The 17,844-nt window shown below is 66.6% G+C and carries 13 protein-coding genes; 5 read left to right on the forward strand and 8 right to left on the reverse strand.

Annotated features, from left to right (window positions below; genetic code table 11):
- From V6M87_RS20165 to V6M87_RS20200, 8 genes are all read right to left on the reverse strand, one after another.
- Complete coding sequence (locus tag V6M87_RS20165; protein ID WP_332878453.1) at positions 1–1,143, reverse strand: sugar ABC transporter permease; 1,143 nt, start codon at positions 1,141–1,143, stop codon at positions 1–3.
- A 23-nt stretch (positions 1,144–1,166) separates the two neighbouring features.
- Positions 1,167–2,705: a D-xylose ABC transporter ATP-binding protein gene (xylG, locus tag V6M87_RS20170; protein ID WP_332878454.1), complete on the reverse strand. Its 1,539-nt coding sequence runs from the start codon at positions 2,703–2,705 to the stop codon at positions 1,167–1,169.
- Positions 2,706–2,773: 68 nt separating this feature from the next.
- On the reverse strand, positions 2,774–3,778 hold the full coding sequence (gene xylF / locus V6M87_RS20175; protein WP_332878455.1) for a D-xylose ABC transporter substrate-binding protein: 1,005 nt from the start codon (positions 3,776–3,778) through the stop codon (positions 2,774–2,776).
- Between the two features lie 155 nt (positions 3,779–3,933).
- Positions 3,934–5,700 (reverse strand): IlvD/Edd family dehydratase, encoded by a 1,767-nt coding sequence (locus V6M87_RS20180; RefSeq protein ID WP_332878456.1) that lies wholly within the window; start codon positions 5,698–5,700, stop codon positions 3,934–3,936.
- Positions 5,697–6,575, reverse strand: coding sequence for an SMP-30/gluconolactonase/LRE family protein (locus tag V6M87_RS20185; protein ID WP_332878457.1), 879 nt, complete (start codon positions 6,573–6,575; stop codon positions 5,697–5,699). The genes V6M87_RS20180 and V6M87_RS20185 overlap by 4 nt, the downstream gene beginning before the upstream one ends.
- Positions 6,572–7,336, reverse strand: coding sequence for an SDR family NAD(P)-dependent oxidoreductase (locus tag V6M87_RS20190; RefSeq protein ID WP_332878500.1), 765 nt, complete (start codon positions 7,334–7,336; stop codon positions 6,572–6,574). Before V6M87_RS20190 ends, V6M87_RS20185 begins: the two co-directional genes overlap by 4 nt.
- A 34-nt stretch (positions 7,337–7,370) precedes the next feature.
- A complete protein-coding gene (locus V6M87_RS20195; RefSeq protein WP_332878458.1) occupies positions 7,371–8,531 on the reverse strand; it encodes a fumarylacetoacetate hydrolase family protein in 1,161 nt (386 codons plus the stop codon).
- A 140-nt stretch (positions 8,532–8,671) separates the two neighbouring features.
- Positions 8,672–9,790, reverse strand: coding sequence for a LacI family DNA-binding transcriptional regulator (locus V6M87_RS20200; RefSeq protein ID WP_332878459.1), 1,119 nt, complete (start codon positions 9,788–9,790; stop codon positions 8,672–8,674).
- Between the two features lie 253 nt (positions 9,791–10,043).
- Here V6M87_RS20200 and V6M87_RS20205 point away from each other — a divergent pair, with 253 nt between their 5' ends.
- The 5 genes from V6M87_RS20205 (at position 10,044) to V6M87_RS20225 (ending at position 17,803) form a co-directional block, all read left to right on the forward strand.
- Positions 10,044–13,493 carry an ATP-binding protein gene (locus tag V6M87_RS20205; RefSeq protein ID WP_332878460.1) on the forward strand — a complete coding sequence of 1,150 codons (3,450 nt, stop codon included), beginning with the start codon at positions 10,044–10,046 and terminating at the stop codon, positions 13,491–13,493.
- 2 nt (positions 13,494–13,495) lie between these two features.
- On the forward strand, positions 13,496–14,539 hold the full coding sequence (locus V6M87_RS20210) for a response regulator (protein WP_332878461.1): 1,044 nt from the start codon (positions 13,496–13,498) through the stop codon (positions 14,537–14,539).
- Positions 14,540–14,627: 88 nt separating this feature from the next.
- Positions 14,628–15,239, forward strand: a complete 612-nt coding sequence (locus V6M87_RS20215; RefSeq protein WP_332878462.1) for a response regulator — start codon at positions 14,628–14,630, stop codon at positions 15,237–15,239.
- A gap of 30 nt (positions 15,240–15,269) precedes the next feature.
- Entirely contained in the window at positions 15,270–15,644 is a 375-nt protein-coding gene (locus V6M87_RS20220) for an Hpt domain-containing protein (RefSeq protein WP_332878463.1), read from the forward strand.
- Positions 15,641–17,803, forward strand: a complete 2,163-nt coding sequence (locus V6M87_RS20225; RefSeq protein WP_332878464.1) for a hybrid sensor histidine kinase/response regulator — start codon at positions 15,641–15,643, stop codon at positions 17,801–17,803. The genes V6M87_RS20220 and V6M87_RS20225 overlap by 4 nt, the downstream gene beginning before the upstream one ends.
- The last annotated feature ends 41 nt before the right edge of the window (positions 17,804–17,844 follow it).

Here is a 17,844-nt window from a genome sequence, read left to right on the forward strand (position 1 = left end):
TCAGCGCCGCCCCGAACGCGTGGCCACGTCGACCCACACCGCCAGCGTCAGGATCAAGCCCTTGACGATCATCTGCCAGTAGGCATCCACGTCGAGCATCGACATGCCGTTATCCAGGCTGGCCATGACCAGCGCCCCCACCAGCGCGCCATGCACGGTGCCGGCCCCGCCGCGCATCGAGGTGCCACCGATGAAACAGGCGGCGATGACATCGAGTTCGCCGGACATGCCGGCCGAGGGCGAACCGGCCGCCAGCCGCGCCGTGTTGATCAAGCCGGCCAGCGCGCACATCACGCCCATGATCCCGAAGATCCACAATTTCACGGCGCGCACGTCGATGCCCGAGAGCCGGGTCGCTTCCATATTGCTGCCGACAGCGTAGATGCGGCGCCCGAACACGGTCTGGCGCGCGATGTAGCTGAACACGCCCAGCAGTACCAGCAGCATCAGCACCGGCAGCGGAATGCCTTCGTAGCTGTTCAGGGTGCTGACGAAGGCGGCCAGCACCGCGCCGATCACGGCCACGCGCAGCAAGTCAGTCCACATGCCCGGCACGGCCAGCTTGTGGCGCGCCAGCATGGCGCGCTGGCGCCACGACAGCACCACCGCCAGCGCAAACAGCATGACACCGAGCGCAATGCCGGCCAGCGGGGGCAGATAGCCCTGGCCGATGACCTGCATGTCACTCGACACCGGCGCCACGGTGATGCCGCCCGTGAGCCCGAGCAGCATGCCGCGGTAGACCAGCATGCCGCCCAGGCCGACAATGAACGAGGGGATGCCAACATACGCGGTCAGGTAGCCGTTCAGACAGCCCAGCACCAGGCCGGCCACCAGCACCAGCGCAACCGTCAGCGCCAGCGGCTGGCCATAGGTCACGTCGGCCACGGCCGCCATGCCGCCCAGCAGGCCAAGCAGCGAGCCCACCGACAGGTCGATCTCGCCGGCGATGATGACGAACACCATGCCGCACGCGAGGATGCCGGTGATCGACATCTGGCGCATCAGGTTCGACAGATTGCGTGCCGAGGTAAAGCCGCCGCCGGTCTTCCAGCTGAAGAAGGCCCAGATGAAGGCGACGGCCAGCAGCAGCGCCAGGATCTTGTACTGCGTGAAAAGCTGTTTGAACGATGTGGTTTTCATGTTTTTCGTGATTTGAACAAACGTCAAGGGGCGGCCGGGGCGCCCTGCCCGATCGCGGCGGCCAGCACCATTTCCTGGGTCAGGCCAACGTTGGCGAATTCGCCGCGCAGCTTCCCTTCTCCCATCACCAGCACGCGGTCCGATACGCCCAGCACTTCGGCCAATTCGGACGACACCATGACGATCGCAATGCCCTGCGCGGCCAGTTCGAGCATCAGCTTGTAGATCTCGAATTTGGCGCCGACGTCGACGCCGCGCGTGGGCTCGTCGAGGATCAGCACCTTGGGCCGGGTCAGCAGCATCCGGGCCAGCACCGCCTTTTGCTGGTTGCCGCCCGAGAGCGACGTAATCGGCAATGCCGGGCTCGCGGTTTTCAGGGCCAGCTGCCCGATCTGGTCGTTGACGGCGGCCAGTTCGGCGCCGTCGTCGATGCGGGTGGCGTGCGCAAAGCGCTGCAGCACGGACAAGGTGATATTCGCGCCGACCGACAAATCGCGCACGATGCCGTGGTGTTTGCGGTCTTCCGGGACCAGCGCGAAGCCGGCGCGGATGGCTTTCATCGGCGTCGACGTATCGACCCGCTGCCCCTCCAGCCAGACTTCCACCTCGTGCTCGCCCGCGTAGGCGCCAAAGATCGCCATCACCAGTTCGGTGCGGCCCGCACCCACCAGGCCGGCGATGCCGAGGATTTCACCGCGCCGCACATTGAACGACACATCGTCGACGCGCTTGCGCTCGGGCTGGTCGGCGTCGAAACAGGTGATGTGGCGCGCTTCCATCACCACCTCGCCCACCGGGTGCGGCAGGCTCGGATACATCTGGCTCATTTCGCGCCCCACCATCTGGTTGATGATGCGGTGCGTGTCCATCTGCGCCATCGGCGTGGTGGCGATGTGACGGCCGTCGCGGATCACCACCACCGTGTCGCAAATGGCGGCCACTTCTTCGAGCTTGTGCGAGATGTAGACGCAGGCCACGCCTTTCGCCTTCAGGTCGCGGATGATCTCGAGCAGCACCGCGATCTCGGAAGTCGTCAGCGAGGCCGAGGGCTCGTCGAGGATCAGCAGGCGCGCTTTTTTGTTGAGCGCCTTGCCGATTTCGATCAGTTGCTGGTGCCCGCCACCGTAGTTTTTTACGGGCAGCACCACGTTCACGTCGGGGAGTTTCAGTTCGCGCAGGATTTCTTCGGCGCGCCGGTTCATGGCGGGATAATCGAGGCGCCCACCGGCGCGCGTGATCTCGTTGCCGAGGAACAGATTTTCGGCCACCGACAACTCGGGCACCAGCATCAATTCCTGGTGGATGATGACGATGCCGGCCTGTTCGGTCTCGCGCACCGAGCGCGCGCGCAGGGGCGCGCCATCCCACAAAATTTCACCGTCCCAGCTGCCGTGCGGGTACACCGCCGACAGGACTTTCATCAGGGTCGACTTGCCGGCGCCGTTCTCGCCGCACAGGCCAATACATTCGCCGGCACGGACCACGAGGTCGATGCCGTCGAGGGCAGGCACACCGCCGAATCGCTTCGAGATGCCCTTCATTTCAAGCAGGTAGCCGGACATGCACGTTCCAGTTCAACAAGAAAGAAAAAACCCCGGCCGCAGCCGGGTCACGCTAGCCGAAGCCCGCTTTATTTTCCTGCCAGTTGCGCCTGGGTGTAAAACCCGTCCTTGACGACCACATCCATATTGGTTTTGGTCAGCAGGATCGGTTTCAACAGCAGGCTGTCGACTTTTTTGAAGCCGTTGTCAAGCTGGGTGGTGTAGACCGGCTTTTCGTTACGTACCAGCTGGATGGCCAGCTTGGCGGCGCTCGACGCGATCTGCTTGAGCGGCTTGTAGACCGTCATGGCCTGGGTGCCCGCGATCACGCGCCGCACGGCTGCCAGATCGGCATCCTGCCCGGACACAATCACCTTGCCGGCCAGTTTTTGCGCGGCCAGCGCCTGGATGGCGCCGCCGGCGGTGCCGTCGTTCGAGGCGACCACGGCGTCGATCTTGTTGCCGTTCGCGGTCAGCGCATTTTCGACGATGGACATCGCCTCGGAACCGCTCCAGTCCTTGACCCACTGTTTGCCGACGATCTTGATGTCGCCCTTGTCGACCAGCGGCTGCAGCACCTTCAGCTGGCCTTCGCGCAGCATCTTGGCGTTGTTGTCGGTCGGCGCGCCGCCCAGCAGGTAGTAATTGCCTTTCGGTTTCAGCTTGGCCAGTGCGCCAGCCTGCATTTCACCCACGGCCACATTGTCGAACGAGATGTAGGCATCGACGTCGGCGTTCAGGATCAGGCGGTCATACGACACCACTTTGATCTTGGCTTTCTTCGCTTCGCTGATGGCGTTGTTCAGGACGGTCGCGTTGTACGGCACGATGACCAGCACGTCGACGCCGCGCGAAATCAGGTTTTCGATTTGCGCGATCTGGCGTTGCTCGCTGGCGTCGGCCGACTGCACGAACACTTCGGCGCCCATCTCCTTGGCGGCCGCGGTGAAATAGTCGCGGTCGCGCGTCCAGCGCTCAACGCGCAGGTCGTCGATGGAAAAGCCGATTTTCGGATTCTTGGCATCGGCGTGGGCTGCCCCGCTCGTGACCAGCACGGCGCAAGCGAGGGCGATTGCATGGAATACTTTTTTCATTGTTTTGTCTCCTGATAGTTTAGATGCAGGGGGTGGCGCGGTGGTCCGCGCCGTTTCATTCTGTGCAATTCTGCCTCGAATCGCTACTTGTTTTACAGAATACTTTTTTGGAACCTATCCCGGTAGGCCGGAGTCGCTGCCTACCGAGATAGGTTCTAATGGTTATGGCGCGGCATGTCGTGCCCCACGTCCCGGTACGGCACCGCCAGCTCCAGGCAGGCGCCGGTGTGCAATTGCCCCACCGTGGCGCGATAGATTTCCTGCCACGGCGTCTGGCTGGCCGGCACCGCGGGCGGATCGTCGCGCCGGCGCGCCGCGAGTTCGGCGTCCGACAACAGCACGTCACAGCGGCCGGCGTCGAGGTCCACGCGCACCATGTCGCCGGTGCGCAGCAGCGCCAGGTTGCCGCCGGCCGCGCTTTCGGGCGACGCATTCAAAATCGAGGGGCTGTCCGAGGTGCCGGACTGGCGCCCGTCGCCCAGCGTCGGCAGCGCCAGGATGCCGCGCCGGATCAGCGCGTCGGGCGGCTGCATGTTGACCACTTCGGCCGAACCGGGCCAGCCAATCGGGCCGGCGCCGCGGATCACCAGCATGGTGTGCTCGTCGATCCCCAAAGCCGGGTCGTTGATGCGCGCATGGTAGTCGTCGGAACCGTCAAACACCACCACGCGGCATTCAAACCGGTTTTCCGAACCCGGCTGCGCCAGGTAGCGCGCGCGGAAGGCATCGGAAATGACGCTGGTCTTCATGATGGCGAAATCGAACAGGTTGCCTTGCAGGACCAGGAAGCCGGCCCGTTCGCGCAGCGGCGCGCCGAACGGCGTGATGACCTCACGGTCGACGCTGTCGCGCCCCGCCAGGTTGGCCGCCATGGTCTGGCCGGTGACCGTGGGCCGCTCGGCACGCAACAGACCGGCCTGCAGCAGTTCGCACATCACGGCCGGCACGCCGCCGGCGCGGTGAAAGCGCTCGCCCAGGTATTTGCCGGCCGGCTGCACGTTCACCAGCAGCGGCACGTCGTAGCCGTAGTCCATCCAGTCGGCCGCCGTGATGGTGACGCCGGCGTGGCGCGCGATGGCCATGATGTGCGGCTGCGCATTGCTGGAGCCGCCGATGGCGGTGGTGACGGCGATCGCGTCGAGAAACGCGTCGCGGGTCAGGATGCTGGAGGGCCGCACGTCGGCAATCGCCATGGCGACGATGCGGCGCCCGGTTTCATAGGCCATCTGGCCGCGTTCGCGATACGGCGCCGGGATCGCCGAGCAGCCGGTGAGTGACATGCCGAGCGCTTCGGCCACCGCGTTCATGGTCGACGCGGTACCCATGGTGTTGCAATGGCCGGCCGATGGCGCCGAGGCGGCGGCGATTTGCAAGAAGGTGGCGTCGTCGATGGCGCCGGCGGCCAGGCGCCGGCGCGCTTTCCAGATGGCGGTGCCGGAGCCGGCCAGCTCGCCTTCGAACCAGCCGTCGAGCATGGGGCCACCCGACAGCACGATGGCCGGCAGGTCGACCGTGGCGACCGCCATCAGCTGCGACGGCACCGTCTTGTCGCAGCCGGTGGTGAGCACCACCGCGTCGATCGGATAGCCGTGCAGGATTTCGACCAGGCCGAGATAGGCCAGGTTGCGGTCCAGCGCCGCGGTCGGGCGGCGGCAATTCTCGAAAATCGGGTGCAGCGGGAACACCATCGGGATGCCGCCGGCGTCGCGGATGCCGTCGCGCACGCGCTGCTCCAGTTCGAGGTGGATGCGGTTGCACGGCGCAATGTCGCTGCCGCTTTGCGCAATGCCGATAATCGGCCGGCCCGAACGCAGTTCGTCCGGCGTGATCCCGTAGTTCATGAAGCGCTCGAGGTAGAGCGCGGTCATGTCGATGCGGTCCGGGTTGTCGAACCAGTCCTGCGAACGGAAGCGCCGTGTCATGCCGAGCCCTCCACCCGCATGGACTGCTGAGGCAAGCCCGGCGTCGTCACGCGGAAGGTGAACAGGCCGCCGGCCAGCGGTTGCGCGGCCAGCGCCGCCTCGTTCAGGCCCTTGCGCGCGGTCGTGACGTACACGGTGCGCAGATCGACGCCGCCGAAGGCCAGCTTGGTGATGTTCGCGCATGGGAAGCGCACTTCGCCGATTTTCTGGCCGTCCGGCGCGTAGCGGTCGATGCGCCAGCCGCCGAAGGTGGCGACCCACAGGCAGCCCTCAACATCGACTGCCATGCCGTCCGGATGGCCGCCGCCGGCCAGCGCCACGAACACGCGCTTGTTGTTCAGGCTGCCGTCGTCCGCCAGGTCGAAGGCATAAATGCGTTTTTCCAGCGTGTCGGTGTGGTACAGCGTGCGCCCGTCCGGGCTGATGGCAGGTCCATTCGTGATCACGTAGCCGCTGTCGACGCTGGCCAGGTCGCCGTCGTAGCGGTACAGCACCCCGGTGGGCGCCGTCTCGGCGTCATCCATCGAGCCGAACCACAGGCGCCCGGCCGTATCGACGTGGCCGTCATTAAAACGGTTGCCCGGCAGGCCGTCCTCCACCAGCAGCAGCGCCGTAAAGGCGCCAGCGGCAGGGTCGAAACGGTACAAGCCGTCTTCGAGGCCGCACAGGTAGCCGCCGCCGCGCACCGGGAAGATGAAACTCACCTGCGAAGGGGCGTCCCAGCTGCGCTGCTCGCTGCCGTCGGCCGCACAGCGGTGGATGCGGCGGCCCTTGATGTCGACGAACCAGACGCAGTCGCCGAGCGCGTCCCACAAGACGCCTTCGCCGAGCGTGGCGCGCACGTCCCAGAGGCAAATCGGTTCGGTTGTACTCATGCGCCGTACCAGCCGCAGTCGACGAAGTATTCGCGCCCGCTGCAATGGCGCGCATTGCTTGATGCCAGGAACAGCGCCAGCGCAGCCACGTCGCTCATCTCGACGCGCTCCGGCAGGCACTGGCCGGCCAGGATGCGCGCTTCTTCCTCCGGCGTGTGCCACAGCGCCTGCTGGCGCGGGGTTTTCACGGCGCCCGGCACGACGGTGTTGACGCGAATGTTGTACTGGCCAAGGTCGCGCGCAAGGCCGCGGCTCATGCCTTCGATGGCGGCCTTGGCGGTCATGTACAGCGCCAGCCGCGACTGCGCCAGGTGCCAGGAAATCGAGCCGAAGTTCAGGATCACGCCGCCGCCCTGCGCCTGCATGCCACGCACCACTGCCTGGGCGCAAAAGAACTGGTGGCGCAGGTTGACCGCCATCCGGTTCTCATAATACGCGGCGGTGACGTCGGCGATGTCGTGGCGGTCGTCGTTGGCCGCGTTGTTGAGCAGAATGTCGATCGGGCCGTCGGCGCTGATTGCGGCGAAGGTCGCTGCCAGCGCGTCGAGGTCGGTCAGGTCACAGCGGACGAATTTTGGCGCCTGGCGCGCGTCTTGCAGCGCCACCTCGAGCGCGCGCGCGCTGGCCTCGGCGATGTCGAGGAAATACACCTGCGCGCCCTGGCCGGCGAAGGCGGTGACCAGCTCGCTGCCGATGCCGCTGCCGCCGCCGGTGATGACCACGCGCTTGCCGGCGAGGTCGGGATAGGTCGCGTAGACCATCGGTGCTGCAATTTTGTCAGACATGGGGGTGATCCTATTCGGTGGTGGCAAGCAAACCGCGTTGCGCCAGGTTGTGATACAGCGCCCGCACGCCGAAGGTCCACGGGGTAATCGTGTCGCAGCGCTGCACGGTATTGACCAGCATGCCGAGCGACGGCGTCGCGATGCTGACGCGGTCGCCGAGGTGATGGGTAAAGCCGGCGCCGACCGCGTCGCGGTCTTCGATGGGCGAGAACATGGTGCCGAGAAACAGCATGAAACCGTCCGGATACTGGTGGTGGGCGCCGCAGGCCTGCGCCACCAGTTCCAGCGGGTCGCGGCTGATTTCGCGCATGCGGCTCGAACCGCGCAGCGTGAAGCCGTCATCCACGCCCTCGATCAACATGTGCAGTTCGGCGCCGCGCAAGGTGTCGAGCGTAAAGGCGTTGTCGAACAGGCGCACGAACGGGCCGATGGCGCAGGAGCCGTTGTTGTCCTTGGCCTTGCCCAGCAGGAGCGCGCTGCGCCCCTCGATGTCGCGCAGGTTGACGTCGTTGCCGAGCGTCGCGCCGACCACCTCGCAGCGACTGTTCACGGCCAGGACAATTTCCGGTTCCGGGTTGTTCCAGGCCGACGAAGCCAGCACCCCGACCGCAGCGCCGTGGCCGAGCGCCGACATCGGCTGCGACTTGGTAAATACTTCGGCGTCCGGCCCGATGCCCACTTCCATGTACTGCGACCACAGGCCGCGCTTGACCAGGTCGGCTTTCAGGCGCACCGCCGCGTCGGAGCCGGGGCGCATGGCGGCCAGGTTGGTGCCGATACTGTCCTGCATCTGCTGGCGCAGCGCGTTGGCGCGGGCCGGGTCACCCTTGGCCTGCTCCTCGATGACGCGCTCGAGCAGGCTGACGGCGAAGGTTACGCCGCAGGCCTTGATGGCTTGCAGGTCGCAGGGGGCAAGCAGCGCGCGGCCGTCGGCGATTTCCGCGTCGCCGATCACTTCGCCCGGCGCGTGGCGCACCAGCTCGAGCAAATCGCGCCGTTCGAACAGGCCGGACATGGTGGGGGCGTGGCGCGTGATGTCGACCAGCTGGCCGCTGCGCACTGTCACGATGGCGGGACCGGCGCCAGGGCCGTCGCGCCAGATGCGGCCGACCAGCGTGGCGTCGGCCACGTCGGCAGGCAGCATCGTCTTGGGTATGCTGTTGTTGGTCATCGGCTGCGGTCTCCACACTGCACGAAATCGTCAGGCTGCTCCGGGCGGCTTGGACAGCCGGGCGGATGCGCCCTCTTCTATATATATGCTGCGGTACATGAAGCGCTTTGGCGCTGGAATGTTACCGCAACCACTGCAGTCTACGCGCAGCGATTACCCATTGTCAACGACATATCACTACCTTGTTTTTTGGCAAGCCGCGGCGCGCCATCCGACTCGCGTCGCACCAGTTCGAAGGCCATGGTGACCTGCGCCGGATCGCCGGCACAGCCGTCGCGCAGCGCGCGCACCTGGCGCACCAGCGCCTGCACGGCTTCGCGCGCCATGCCGGCAATGGGCTGGCGCACGGTGGTCAGTTCGGGCCAGATCGTGGTGGCCAGGGCGGAATCGTCGAAGCCGGTGACGGTCAGGTCGCCCGGCACATCGAGGCCGAGGCGCTGGGCCACCGCCACGGTGGCGGCGGCCATGTCGTCGTTGCTGGCGAAGATCGCAGTCGGACGCTCGGCCAGCGCCAGCAGCTGGGCGGCGGCGGCAAGGCCGGAACGGTAGGTGAACATCCCCGGCACCACCAGCTCTGCTGCGGCATCGACGCCCTTCTCTGCCAGCGCGGCGCGATAGCCCTGCAGGCGGCGCGCGCTGGCCGTCTGGTTGGGATGGCCGGCGATGAAACCGATGCGCCGGTGGCCGAGCTCGACGAGGTGGCAGGTCATCCGGCGCGCCGCTTCATGGTCGTCGATGCCGACCGCGCCCAGGCGCGCATCCGGGGCGCCGCATGCCACCACCACGGCCGGCACGCCGGCCTTGACGATGCAGTCGATCAGGGCGCGGCTGTCGCACAAGGGCGGCGGCAGGATGATGCCGTCGAGGCCATTCTCGATCAGGCGCTGCGCATGCGCCGCTTCCTGTTCGCCAGGCTCGCATTTTTCCACGAACAGCTGGACGTTGTTGCGCCCCGACTGGCCCAGCAGGCCGACCAGGAACTCGCCCAGGTAAGCGGCACTCGGATTGCTGTACAGGAAGCCGACGCGGATCGGTTTGGCGCCGGCCAGGTTGCGCGCTTCCTGGTTCGGCGTGTAGCGCAGTGTGGCGATCGCCGCTGCCACCTTCTGGCGCGTGCTTTCCCGCACCAGGCCGGTGCCATTCATGACGCGCGAGACGGTCATCGCCGACACGGCGGCGAGTCTGGCCACATCGGCCATGGTGGCCTGCACCGGGCGCGCCGCGTGTTGCTGTACAGCGTCAGCCTTGGGTTTGTTCATCTGGCGAAAAATCCTGTCTGGCGCGATGTATATACGCAATCTTAGCATGGGGATCGCCCCAGGATCACGGCATTGCCGCGTTCAGATTTGCACCGGCCAGCAGTGGGAAGGCGGCCCGTGATGCCGCGTCGATACTTCGATGCCACACAGTTAGACAATTGGTGACATTTACGATGTATGCAGTTAAGGTATATCAATGGACAACACGAATCAATCCCGCTTTCGTCGTTCAAAGTTGAACGAGTGGCTGCTCTTGTGCGTCGCTTTCGTGGTGTTCGGCGCGACGCTGGCGGGCTGGTATTCGGTGGAAAGCGCGCGGGTGATCGCGGCGGAAAATGAACGCCTCGGTGCGCTCTCGAAAATCCTGGTCAAGGACGTCGCCGTGAACCTGGTGGTCGTGAACAATGCCCTGGCCGGCGTCGTGCGCGACCGTCTCGGCGGCGCCAGCGCAAACGACATGGCCGCCGTCACCCAGCGCCTGCGCGCGCTGGTTGAAGCCATGCCGGGCGTGCGCGGCTTGCTCGTCCTCGATGCAAACGGCAAGGTCATCGCTGCCGTACCGGACGACCTGATAGGCCGCAACTTTGCCGGGCGCCCCTACTTCACCGCGCCGAAGCAAGGCGGCGACGCCACAAAACTGTACCTGGCGCCGCCGTTTCGCTCGATCCGGGGCGACATCGTGATGAGCGCCACCCGCACGATTCCCGGCCCGGGTCCCTTCCGCGGCGTCGTCAGCGCCGTGCTCGACCCGGGCTATTTTTCCAGCATCCTGAACACGGCGCTGTACGCATCGGACCTGCGCGCCGCCATCGTCTACCATGGCGGCGCCGCGTTTGTCGATGTCGGCGCGCGCCCGCTCAGCCCTGGCGCGGGCGAACAGCTGCGCGCGGATGGCGCCATCGTGCCGGCCAGCCTGCGCGCCGACAGTACCATCGCCCTGACGCTGCGGCGCGACCGGGCGCTGACGCTGGCGCCACTGAACCGTCAGGCCCAGGCGTTTGGGGCCGTGGCCGCCATGCTGGTACTGGTCAGCGCCGCCACATTGGCATGGTCGCAGCGACGCCGCCGCGGCTTGCTCGCATTCGAGCAGGAGCACAAGCGCGAGCTGGCCCGGGCCGAGGCCATCAGCGCCAGCGAGGCGCGCTTTCGCACCCTGATCGAAGAAGCGCCGGTCGCCGTCGCCATGGCCCGCCGCGGCCGCTTCATCTACACCAACCGGCGCTACAACCTGTTGCATGGCTATGCGCCCGAGGACGACCTGACCAGCCTGCCATGGCGCGCCATGATCGCGCCCAGTTCGCTGCATGCACTGGCCGAGCAGCAGGCTTGCCTCGATGTCGATGGCGCCGCCGAACAGCGCTTCGAGGCGATCGCCCTGGGCAAGGGCAATGCCCTGATTCCTGTGCTCAAGGCCACCACCCGCGTCACGCTCAGCGACGGCCCGGCCACACTGATCTTCGTGCAGGACATCACCGCCCAAAAGACCGCGGAGAGCAATCTGCTCGAAGCGCGCGACGCCGCACAGGCGGCCAATCGCAGCAAGGCCGAGTTCCTGGCGAATATGAGCCACGAAATCCGCACCCCGCTCAACGCGATCCTGGGCATGGCTTATCTGCTCGAGCGCGCCAACCACGACGCCGCGGCGGCGTCAATGCTGCAAAAAATCCGCATTGCCGGCCGATCGCTGCTGGGTATCATCAACGATATCCTCGACGTCTCCAAGATCGAAGCGGGCGCCATGGTGCTCGAGCGCAGCTGGTTCCCGCTGCAGGACGTCATCGATACGGTGGCCGCCACCATGGGGGTGGCGGCCGGCGACAAGCCGATCGCGCTGCTGGTCCAGCCGCTGCCGCCATTGGCAGCCATGGCGCTGGGCGACGCCCTGCGGCTCGAACAATTGCTGGTGAACCTGACCAGCAACGCCATCAAGTTCACCGACAGCGGACAGGTGGTGTTGACGGTCGAGGCCGAGTCGCTGCCAGACGGCCATGCTGAACTGGTGTTCAGCGTCACCGATACCGGCATCGGCATCGCGCCGGACCAGCAGGAGAGCATCTTTTCATCCTTCATCCAGGCCGACAGTTCGACCACGCGCCGCTACGGCGGCTCCGGCCTGGGGTTGACCATCTGCAAACAGATCGTCTCTCTGATGGGCGGGCGCATCGGCGTGCGCAGCGCGCCCGGTGCCGGCAGCACGTTCTGGTTCGCCCTGACACTGCCGGTGCGGCCTGCCGCCGCCAGCAGTTCCTCGCCCGAAATGGTCGACCTCGCTGTCCTGATTGCGGCGGCGCCGGGTCCCGGCCAGGCGGTGCTGGCCGATACCGCGCGCGCGCTCGGCTGGCAGGTGCGCAGCGTCGCCGCCGGCGAAGAGGTGCTGGCCGAAGTATTGCGGCCGCGCCGTGGCAGTCCGGTCGGCGTGGTCGTCCTCGACTGGCAACTCGGCGCGGATGGCTGCCTGGCGGCAGCCCGGGCCCTGCGCGCCGACGCCGCCGCACGGGGTTGCGGCATCGTCATCGTGATCAGTACCTGCCAGGCCGCGGCCTTCGAGAACCATCTGGCGCGCCCGCTTGCCGACGCGCTGCTGACCACGCCGGTGACCGCCTCGACGCTGTACAACGCCGTGATCGAAGCGAAACGCAAGCGTGCGGCCAACGGCGCTGCGCCCGATGTACGCCCGGCAGGCGCGCAGGCGCTGGCGGGGGTGCGCTTGCTGGTGGTCGACGACAGCGGCATCAACCGCGATGTCGCGGCCAGCATCCTGGCCGAGGAAGGTGCCGAGGTCGTGCTGGCCGAAAATGGTCGCATCGCGGTCGACTGGCTGGTGCGCCACCCGCACGCGGTCGACCTGGTGCTGATGGATGTGCAGATGCCGGTCATGGATGGTATCGAGGCAACCCGCGTCCTGCGCGGCATGGCGCAGTTCGCCGATTTGCCGATCGTTGCCCTGACCGCCGGCGCGTTCAGCGCGCACCAGGATGCCGCCCGCAACGCCGGCATGAGCCATTTCGTCGCCAAGCCCTTCGATATCCCGCTGACGATCGCGCTGATCCGGCGCCTGGCCGGCGTCAATGAAGGCGCCGCGGCGCAACCTGCCTTGCCGGCACACGAACAGGAACAGGGGCGCGCCGTCCTCGACGCGCGGCTCGGCCTGCGGATCTGGGGGACGCACGACAAATACCAGCGCTATCTGCGCAAATTCGGCGCAGCCTACGGCGACGTGGTCGCGCACCTGCGGCGCGACCTGGCCAGCGGCGACTCCGCGGCCGTGATCGCCCTGAGCCACAAGCTGGCCGGGGCCGCCGCCAACGTGGCACTGCCAGCGGTGAGCGCGCTGGCGCGGCGCCTCGAGTCCGCCATGGCCGACCCGGGCGCCGGCGCCGCCTTGCTCGGTGAACTGGAGGTGGCGCTGGGCGCCGCCCTCGATGCGCTGGCCAGTTTTGCGCCGCCGATGGCACTGGAGCCGGTGCCGGGATTCACCCTGGCGCCGGGCGCCGCGCTCGCGCCCCTGCTCGAACGCATGCAGGCCGCCCTCGAGGAAGGCATGCCCGAACCGGCCCTCGCCGCGCTGGCCGACCTGGCGCCGCTGGTGCCGACCGCACTGCTGGCGCCGATTGCGGTCTGCATCGACGATTTCGATTGGCCCGGCGCTGCGCGCCATACCGCGGCGCTGGCCAGCGCTCATCCCACTTCTTTCGCTAGCTGACCATGCAGTTAACCATCCTCATCGTCGACGACGAACCAAGCAACCTGGCCATCATGCGCAACATCCTGCGCGAGCAATACCGGCTGGCGTTTGCCCGTTCCGGCGCCGAGGCCGAAGCGGCCGTGAAACGCCATCGTCCGGCCATGGTGCTGCTCGACATCGGCCTGCCCGACACCAACGGCGTGGAACTGTGCCGGCGCCTGAAGGCGCTCGACCCGGACAACGCCATGCGCGTCATCTTCGTTACCGGCTACCGCGATGTGGCGCACGAAGAAGCGGGCTTTCAGGCCGGCTGCGTCGATTACATCGTCAAGCCGGTGTCGCCGTCACTGGTGCGCGCGCGCGTGGCGGCGCACCTGGCCCAGGTGCGCACCAGCGCGCTGGAACGCAGCCACCACGACGCCATCCTGATGCTCGGCCATGCCGGCCACTACAACGACAGCGACACCGGCGCCCATATCTGGCGCATGGCTGCCTACGCACGCGAACTGGCGCTGGCCCGCGGCTGGGATGCGCAAGCGGCGGACCAGCTCGAACAGGCCGCGCCCATGCACGACACCGGCAAGCTGGGCATCCCGCACACCATCCTGCGCAAAAATGGCCCGCTCGACGCGGCCGAATGGGCCATCATGCGCACCCATCCGGCCATCGGCCACGCCATCCTCAGCCAAAGCAGCGCGCCTGTCTTCCAGCTGGCCGCCGAGGTGGCCTTGCGGCACCACGAAAAATGGGACGGCTCCGGCTACCCCGACGGCCTGGCCGGCAGCGCCATTCCCGAATCGGCACGCATCGTGGCACTGGCCGACGTATTTGACGCGCTCAGCATGGCGCGCCCTTATAAAGCGCCATGGCCGATCGCGCAGATCACCGGCTACATCATGGAAAATCGGGGCAAGCACTTTGAGCCGGCCCTGGTCGACTGTTTCGTGACAGCCTTGCCGACCCTGCTCGACGTCAGATCGCGCTGGCAGGCCAGGGAAGAAGCCATGCTGGTGCATGACATCAATTTCGATGGCAGCATTGTTGCTGAAAGAGCTGGTAAATAATCTGGTGAATTTGGTTTTTTCCAGTAAATTTGTTTCTCCATGCCAATATGCGTATAATGTTGGTTTCCCTGCCAACCATCTGACTCCCATGCCAAGCCCCGACGTATGTACTACGCAAAAGGCCGCCGAAATCCTCGGCGTCTCCGTCACGTCGGTGCAGCAACTGGTTGAATCGGGCGTCATCGAAGCCTGGAAAACCAAGGGCGGACACCGCCGCATTCCGCTGGCCGCAGTGCAGGCTTACATGGGCGCCACCAGCGGACATGTACGCACAGCGTTGTCACATCACAACGGCGCTGCGCCGGCGTCGATCCTGGTGGTGGAAGACAATCCGATGCAACGCGCGCTGTATGACAAGCAAATCGGCAGCTGGGCGTTGCCTGCTGTCGTGCGCTTTTGCGAAACTGGCTACCAGGCCCTGATCGAGATTGCGCGCGACAAGCCGGATATCCTGCTGGCCGATATCGTCATGGAAGGCATCGATGGATACGAGGTGATCCGCACCATCCTGGCCGATCCGGTGCTGGCGAACATGAACATCGCCATGCTGTCGAGCCTGACACCGGAACAACTTGCCGAGCGCGGCGGCGTGCCGCCAGGGGTCGTATTCTTTGCCAAGCCGGTCAATTACGACGAGTTGCGCGGCTACCTGCGCGCCTGTTGTGCACAGCAGGTCCGGCGCGTCATACCGGCCGGCTGAACCCCTTTTCCACCTTGTTGCGGTTGCGCCATGCGTCTCGCCTATATTGCCATTGACCCGCAGGAACTGCTTGCCGCCACGGCCGGCGACGCTGCGCTGTTTTGCAGTCTGTCGCACATTTTTCTCGACGCTGCCCCAGCCGCGTTCGCCCGGATGGAGCAGGCCGGCCAGCTCGACGCGGGCGGCGCGTCCAGTGCCTTCATCGCCGCCAGTCATTCCTTGCGCGGGATGACCGCCCTGGTCGGCGCGCGCGCACTGACGGCGCAGCTGGCCGAGCTCGAGCGGCAGGCCAAGGATGGCCACTGTCCGGCCGGCAGCGCCCTGGCGCCGGCCAGCAGTTTGCTCGCGCTGGTGTGCGACGAAGTGCGGCGCAGCATGGACAGTGCGCCGGGCGACCCTGCATGAAGCGGGCCGCACTGGCCGAGCGCATCCGTCCGCAGACGGCACTGGCCATCATCGGTGCGCTGCTGATCGGCCTGCTGGCTGTGCACACACTGGCCTCCGCCTGGCTGCTGCGCTCGGAGGCGCTGGACGACTGGCGCCAGGACCTGAACAACCTCTCGCTGCTGCTGGCTGAAAATACGGCGCAGTCCATGACTGCCGCCGAACTGGTGCTCGCCAGCGTCGCCGACGAAGTGCACAGCGGCCTGCCGGCCAGCGGCGCCGCCCTGCAGGCCGCGTTCCGCAATGAGCAGACCCACCAGATGCTACGCCACAAAATCGGCGGCGTGCCGCAAATCGATGTCGCCACCATCTCCGGCGCCGACGGCACGGTGGTGGCATTTACGCGCGCCTGGCCGACCCCGGCGATCAATCTGGCGCAGCGCGACTATTTTAGCTGGCACCGCGACCACCCCGGCCGCGCCGTCCACCTCAGCGCGCCGGTGCAGAACAAGGGCAACGGCAAGTGGACGTTTTACCTGAGCCAGCGCATTGACGACGCCGACGGAAAATTCCTGGGCGTGGTGCTGGTCGGCCTGTCCTGCGATTTTTTCAGCGACTTTTTTCAGCGTACCAATATCGGCGAAGAAGCCGCCGTGTCGCTGTACCGGCGCGACTTCAGCTTGCTCGCGCGCTGGCCGGCCGCGCCAGCACAGATGGGGCGTAAAAACCTGAGCGGCTCCACCTTCAACATCATTGAGCGCGGCAAGGGTGCGACCGTGATGGAACTGGATGGCCCGCGCGCCGCGCAGGACGGCAAACGGGTCAGTCGCCTCGGCGCCGCGCGTCTGGTGCGCGGCCAGCCGCTGATCATCAACGTGACCGTCACCGAAGATGTGTACCTGGCCAGCTGGTGGCGCATGCTCAAGGCGATGGGCGGCGCGGCGCTGGTCAACCTGATCGCACTGACGCTGGCCCTGATGGCGATGGCAGCCCTGCTGCGCCGGCGCGAACGCGATGCCGAGCGCGCCGTCGCCCTGCAGGAACAGGCGCAAGCGGCGAATGCCGCCAAATCACGCTTCCTGGCCCTGGTCAGCCATGAAATCCGCACGCCGCTGGCCGGCATTTCCGGCATGAATGCATTGCTGCTCGAGACCCTGCTGGATCCGGTCCAGCGCGAGTATGCCGGCCATGTCGACACCAGCGCGGCGAATCTGATGCGCATCCTGAACGATATTCTCGACCTGTCCAAGGTCGAGGCCGGGAAGCTGGCAGTGACGCCGGCCGCTTTCGACCCGCGCCAACTGGTGCAGGAAGTGCTGGCGCTATACCAGCCGCAGGCGCTGCGCAAAGGGCTGGAGCTGGTCGCCAGCATCGACCCGGCAGTGGCGCCGGCCGTGCGTTCGGACCCGGCGCGCATCGCGCAGGTGCTGGGCAACCTGGTCAGCAACGCGATCAAGTTCACGGCGGCCGGCCAAGTGCGCATCCTGCTGGCCCCGGATCCGGCCACTGGCGAGCTGGTGTTCACGGTGCAGGACAGCGGCATCGGCATCACGCCCGAACAATTGCAGCGCCTGTTCCAGCCCTACGCGCAGGGTGGCGACCATATCAGCGGTTTGTACGGCGGCACCGGCCTGGGCCTGGCGATTTGCAAACAGCTGGTCGAACTACTGGATGGCACGATCGCTTGTACCAGCGAACCTGGCGCCGGTTCGTGCTTCCATTTCGCCCTCGCCTGCCCGGCCGTGGCGACACCAGCACCGGCGCGCATGCCGGCGCCGACGCCGCCAGGAATGGCTGCGTCGGGCCGCATCCTGCTGGTCGACGATACCGCCATGAACCTGCAACTGGCCCGCGTGCAGCTGCAGCGGCGCGGCTACCAGGTCGACACGGCCGGGAACGGCGCCATGGCCCTGGCCGCGCTGGAGCACCAGGACTATGACGTCGTCCTGATGGACTGCATGATGCCGGTCATGGACGGTTACCAGGCTTGCCGCGCACTACGCGCGCGCGAGAAGCAACTGGGCCTGCCCGCTACGCCGGTCATCGCCCTGACGGCCGCCGCCGGCGATGAGGAACGCGCGCTGTGCCTGGCCGCCGGCATGGACGATTTTCTGCCCAAGCCGTTTAGCGCCGACCAGCTGTACGCGCTGGTCGCGCGCTGGACGCCGCAACCGGCCTGACAGCTGTTCGCCGCGCTCTTCCAAACTTCTACATACTGAAT

This window comes from Massilia sp. S19_KUP03_FR1 (assembly GCF_036688685.1).
Taxonomy (GTDB): domain Bacteria; phylum Pseudomonadota; class Gammaproteobacteria; order Burkholderiales; family Burkholderiaceae_D; genus JALYUM01.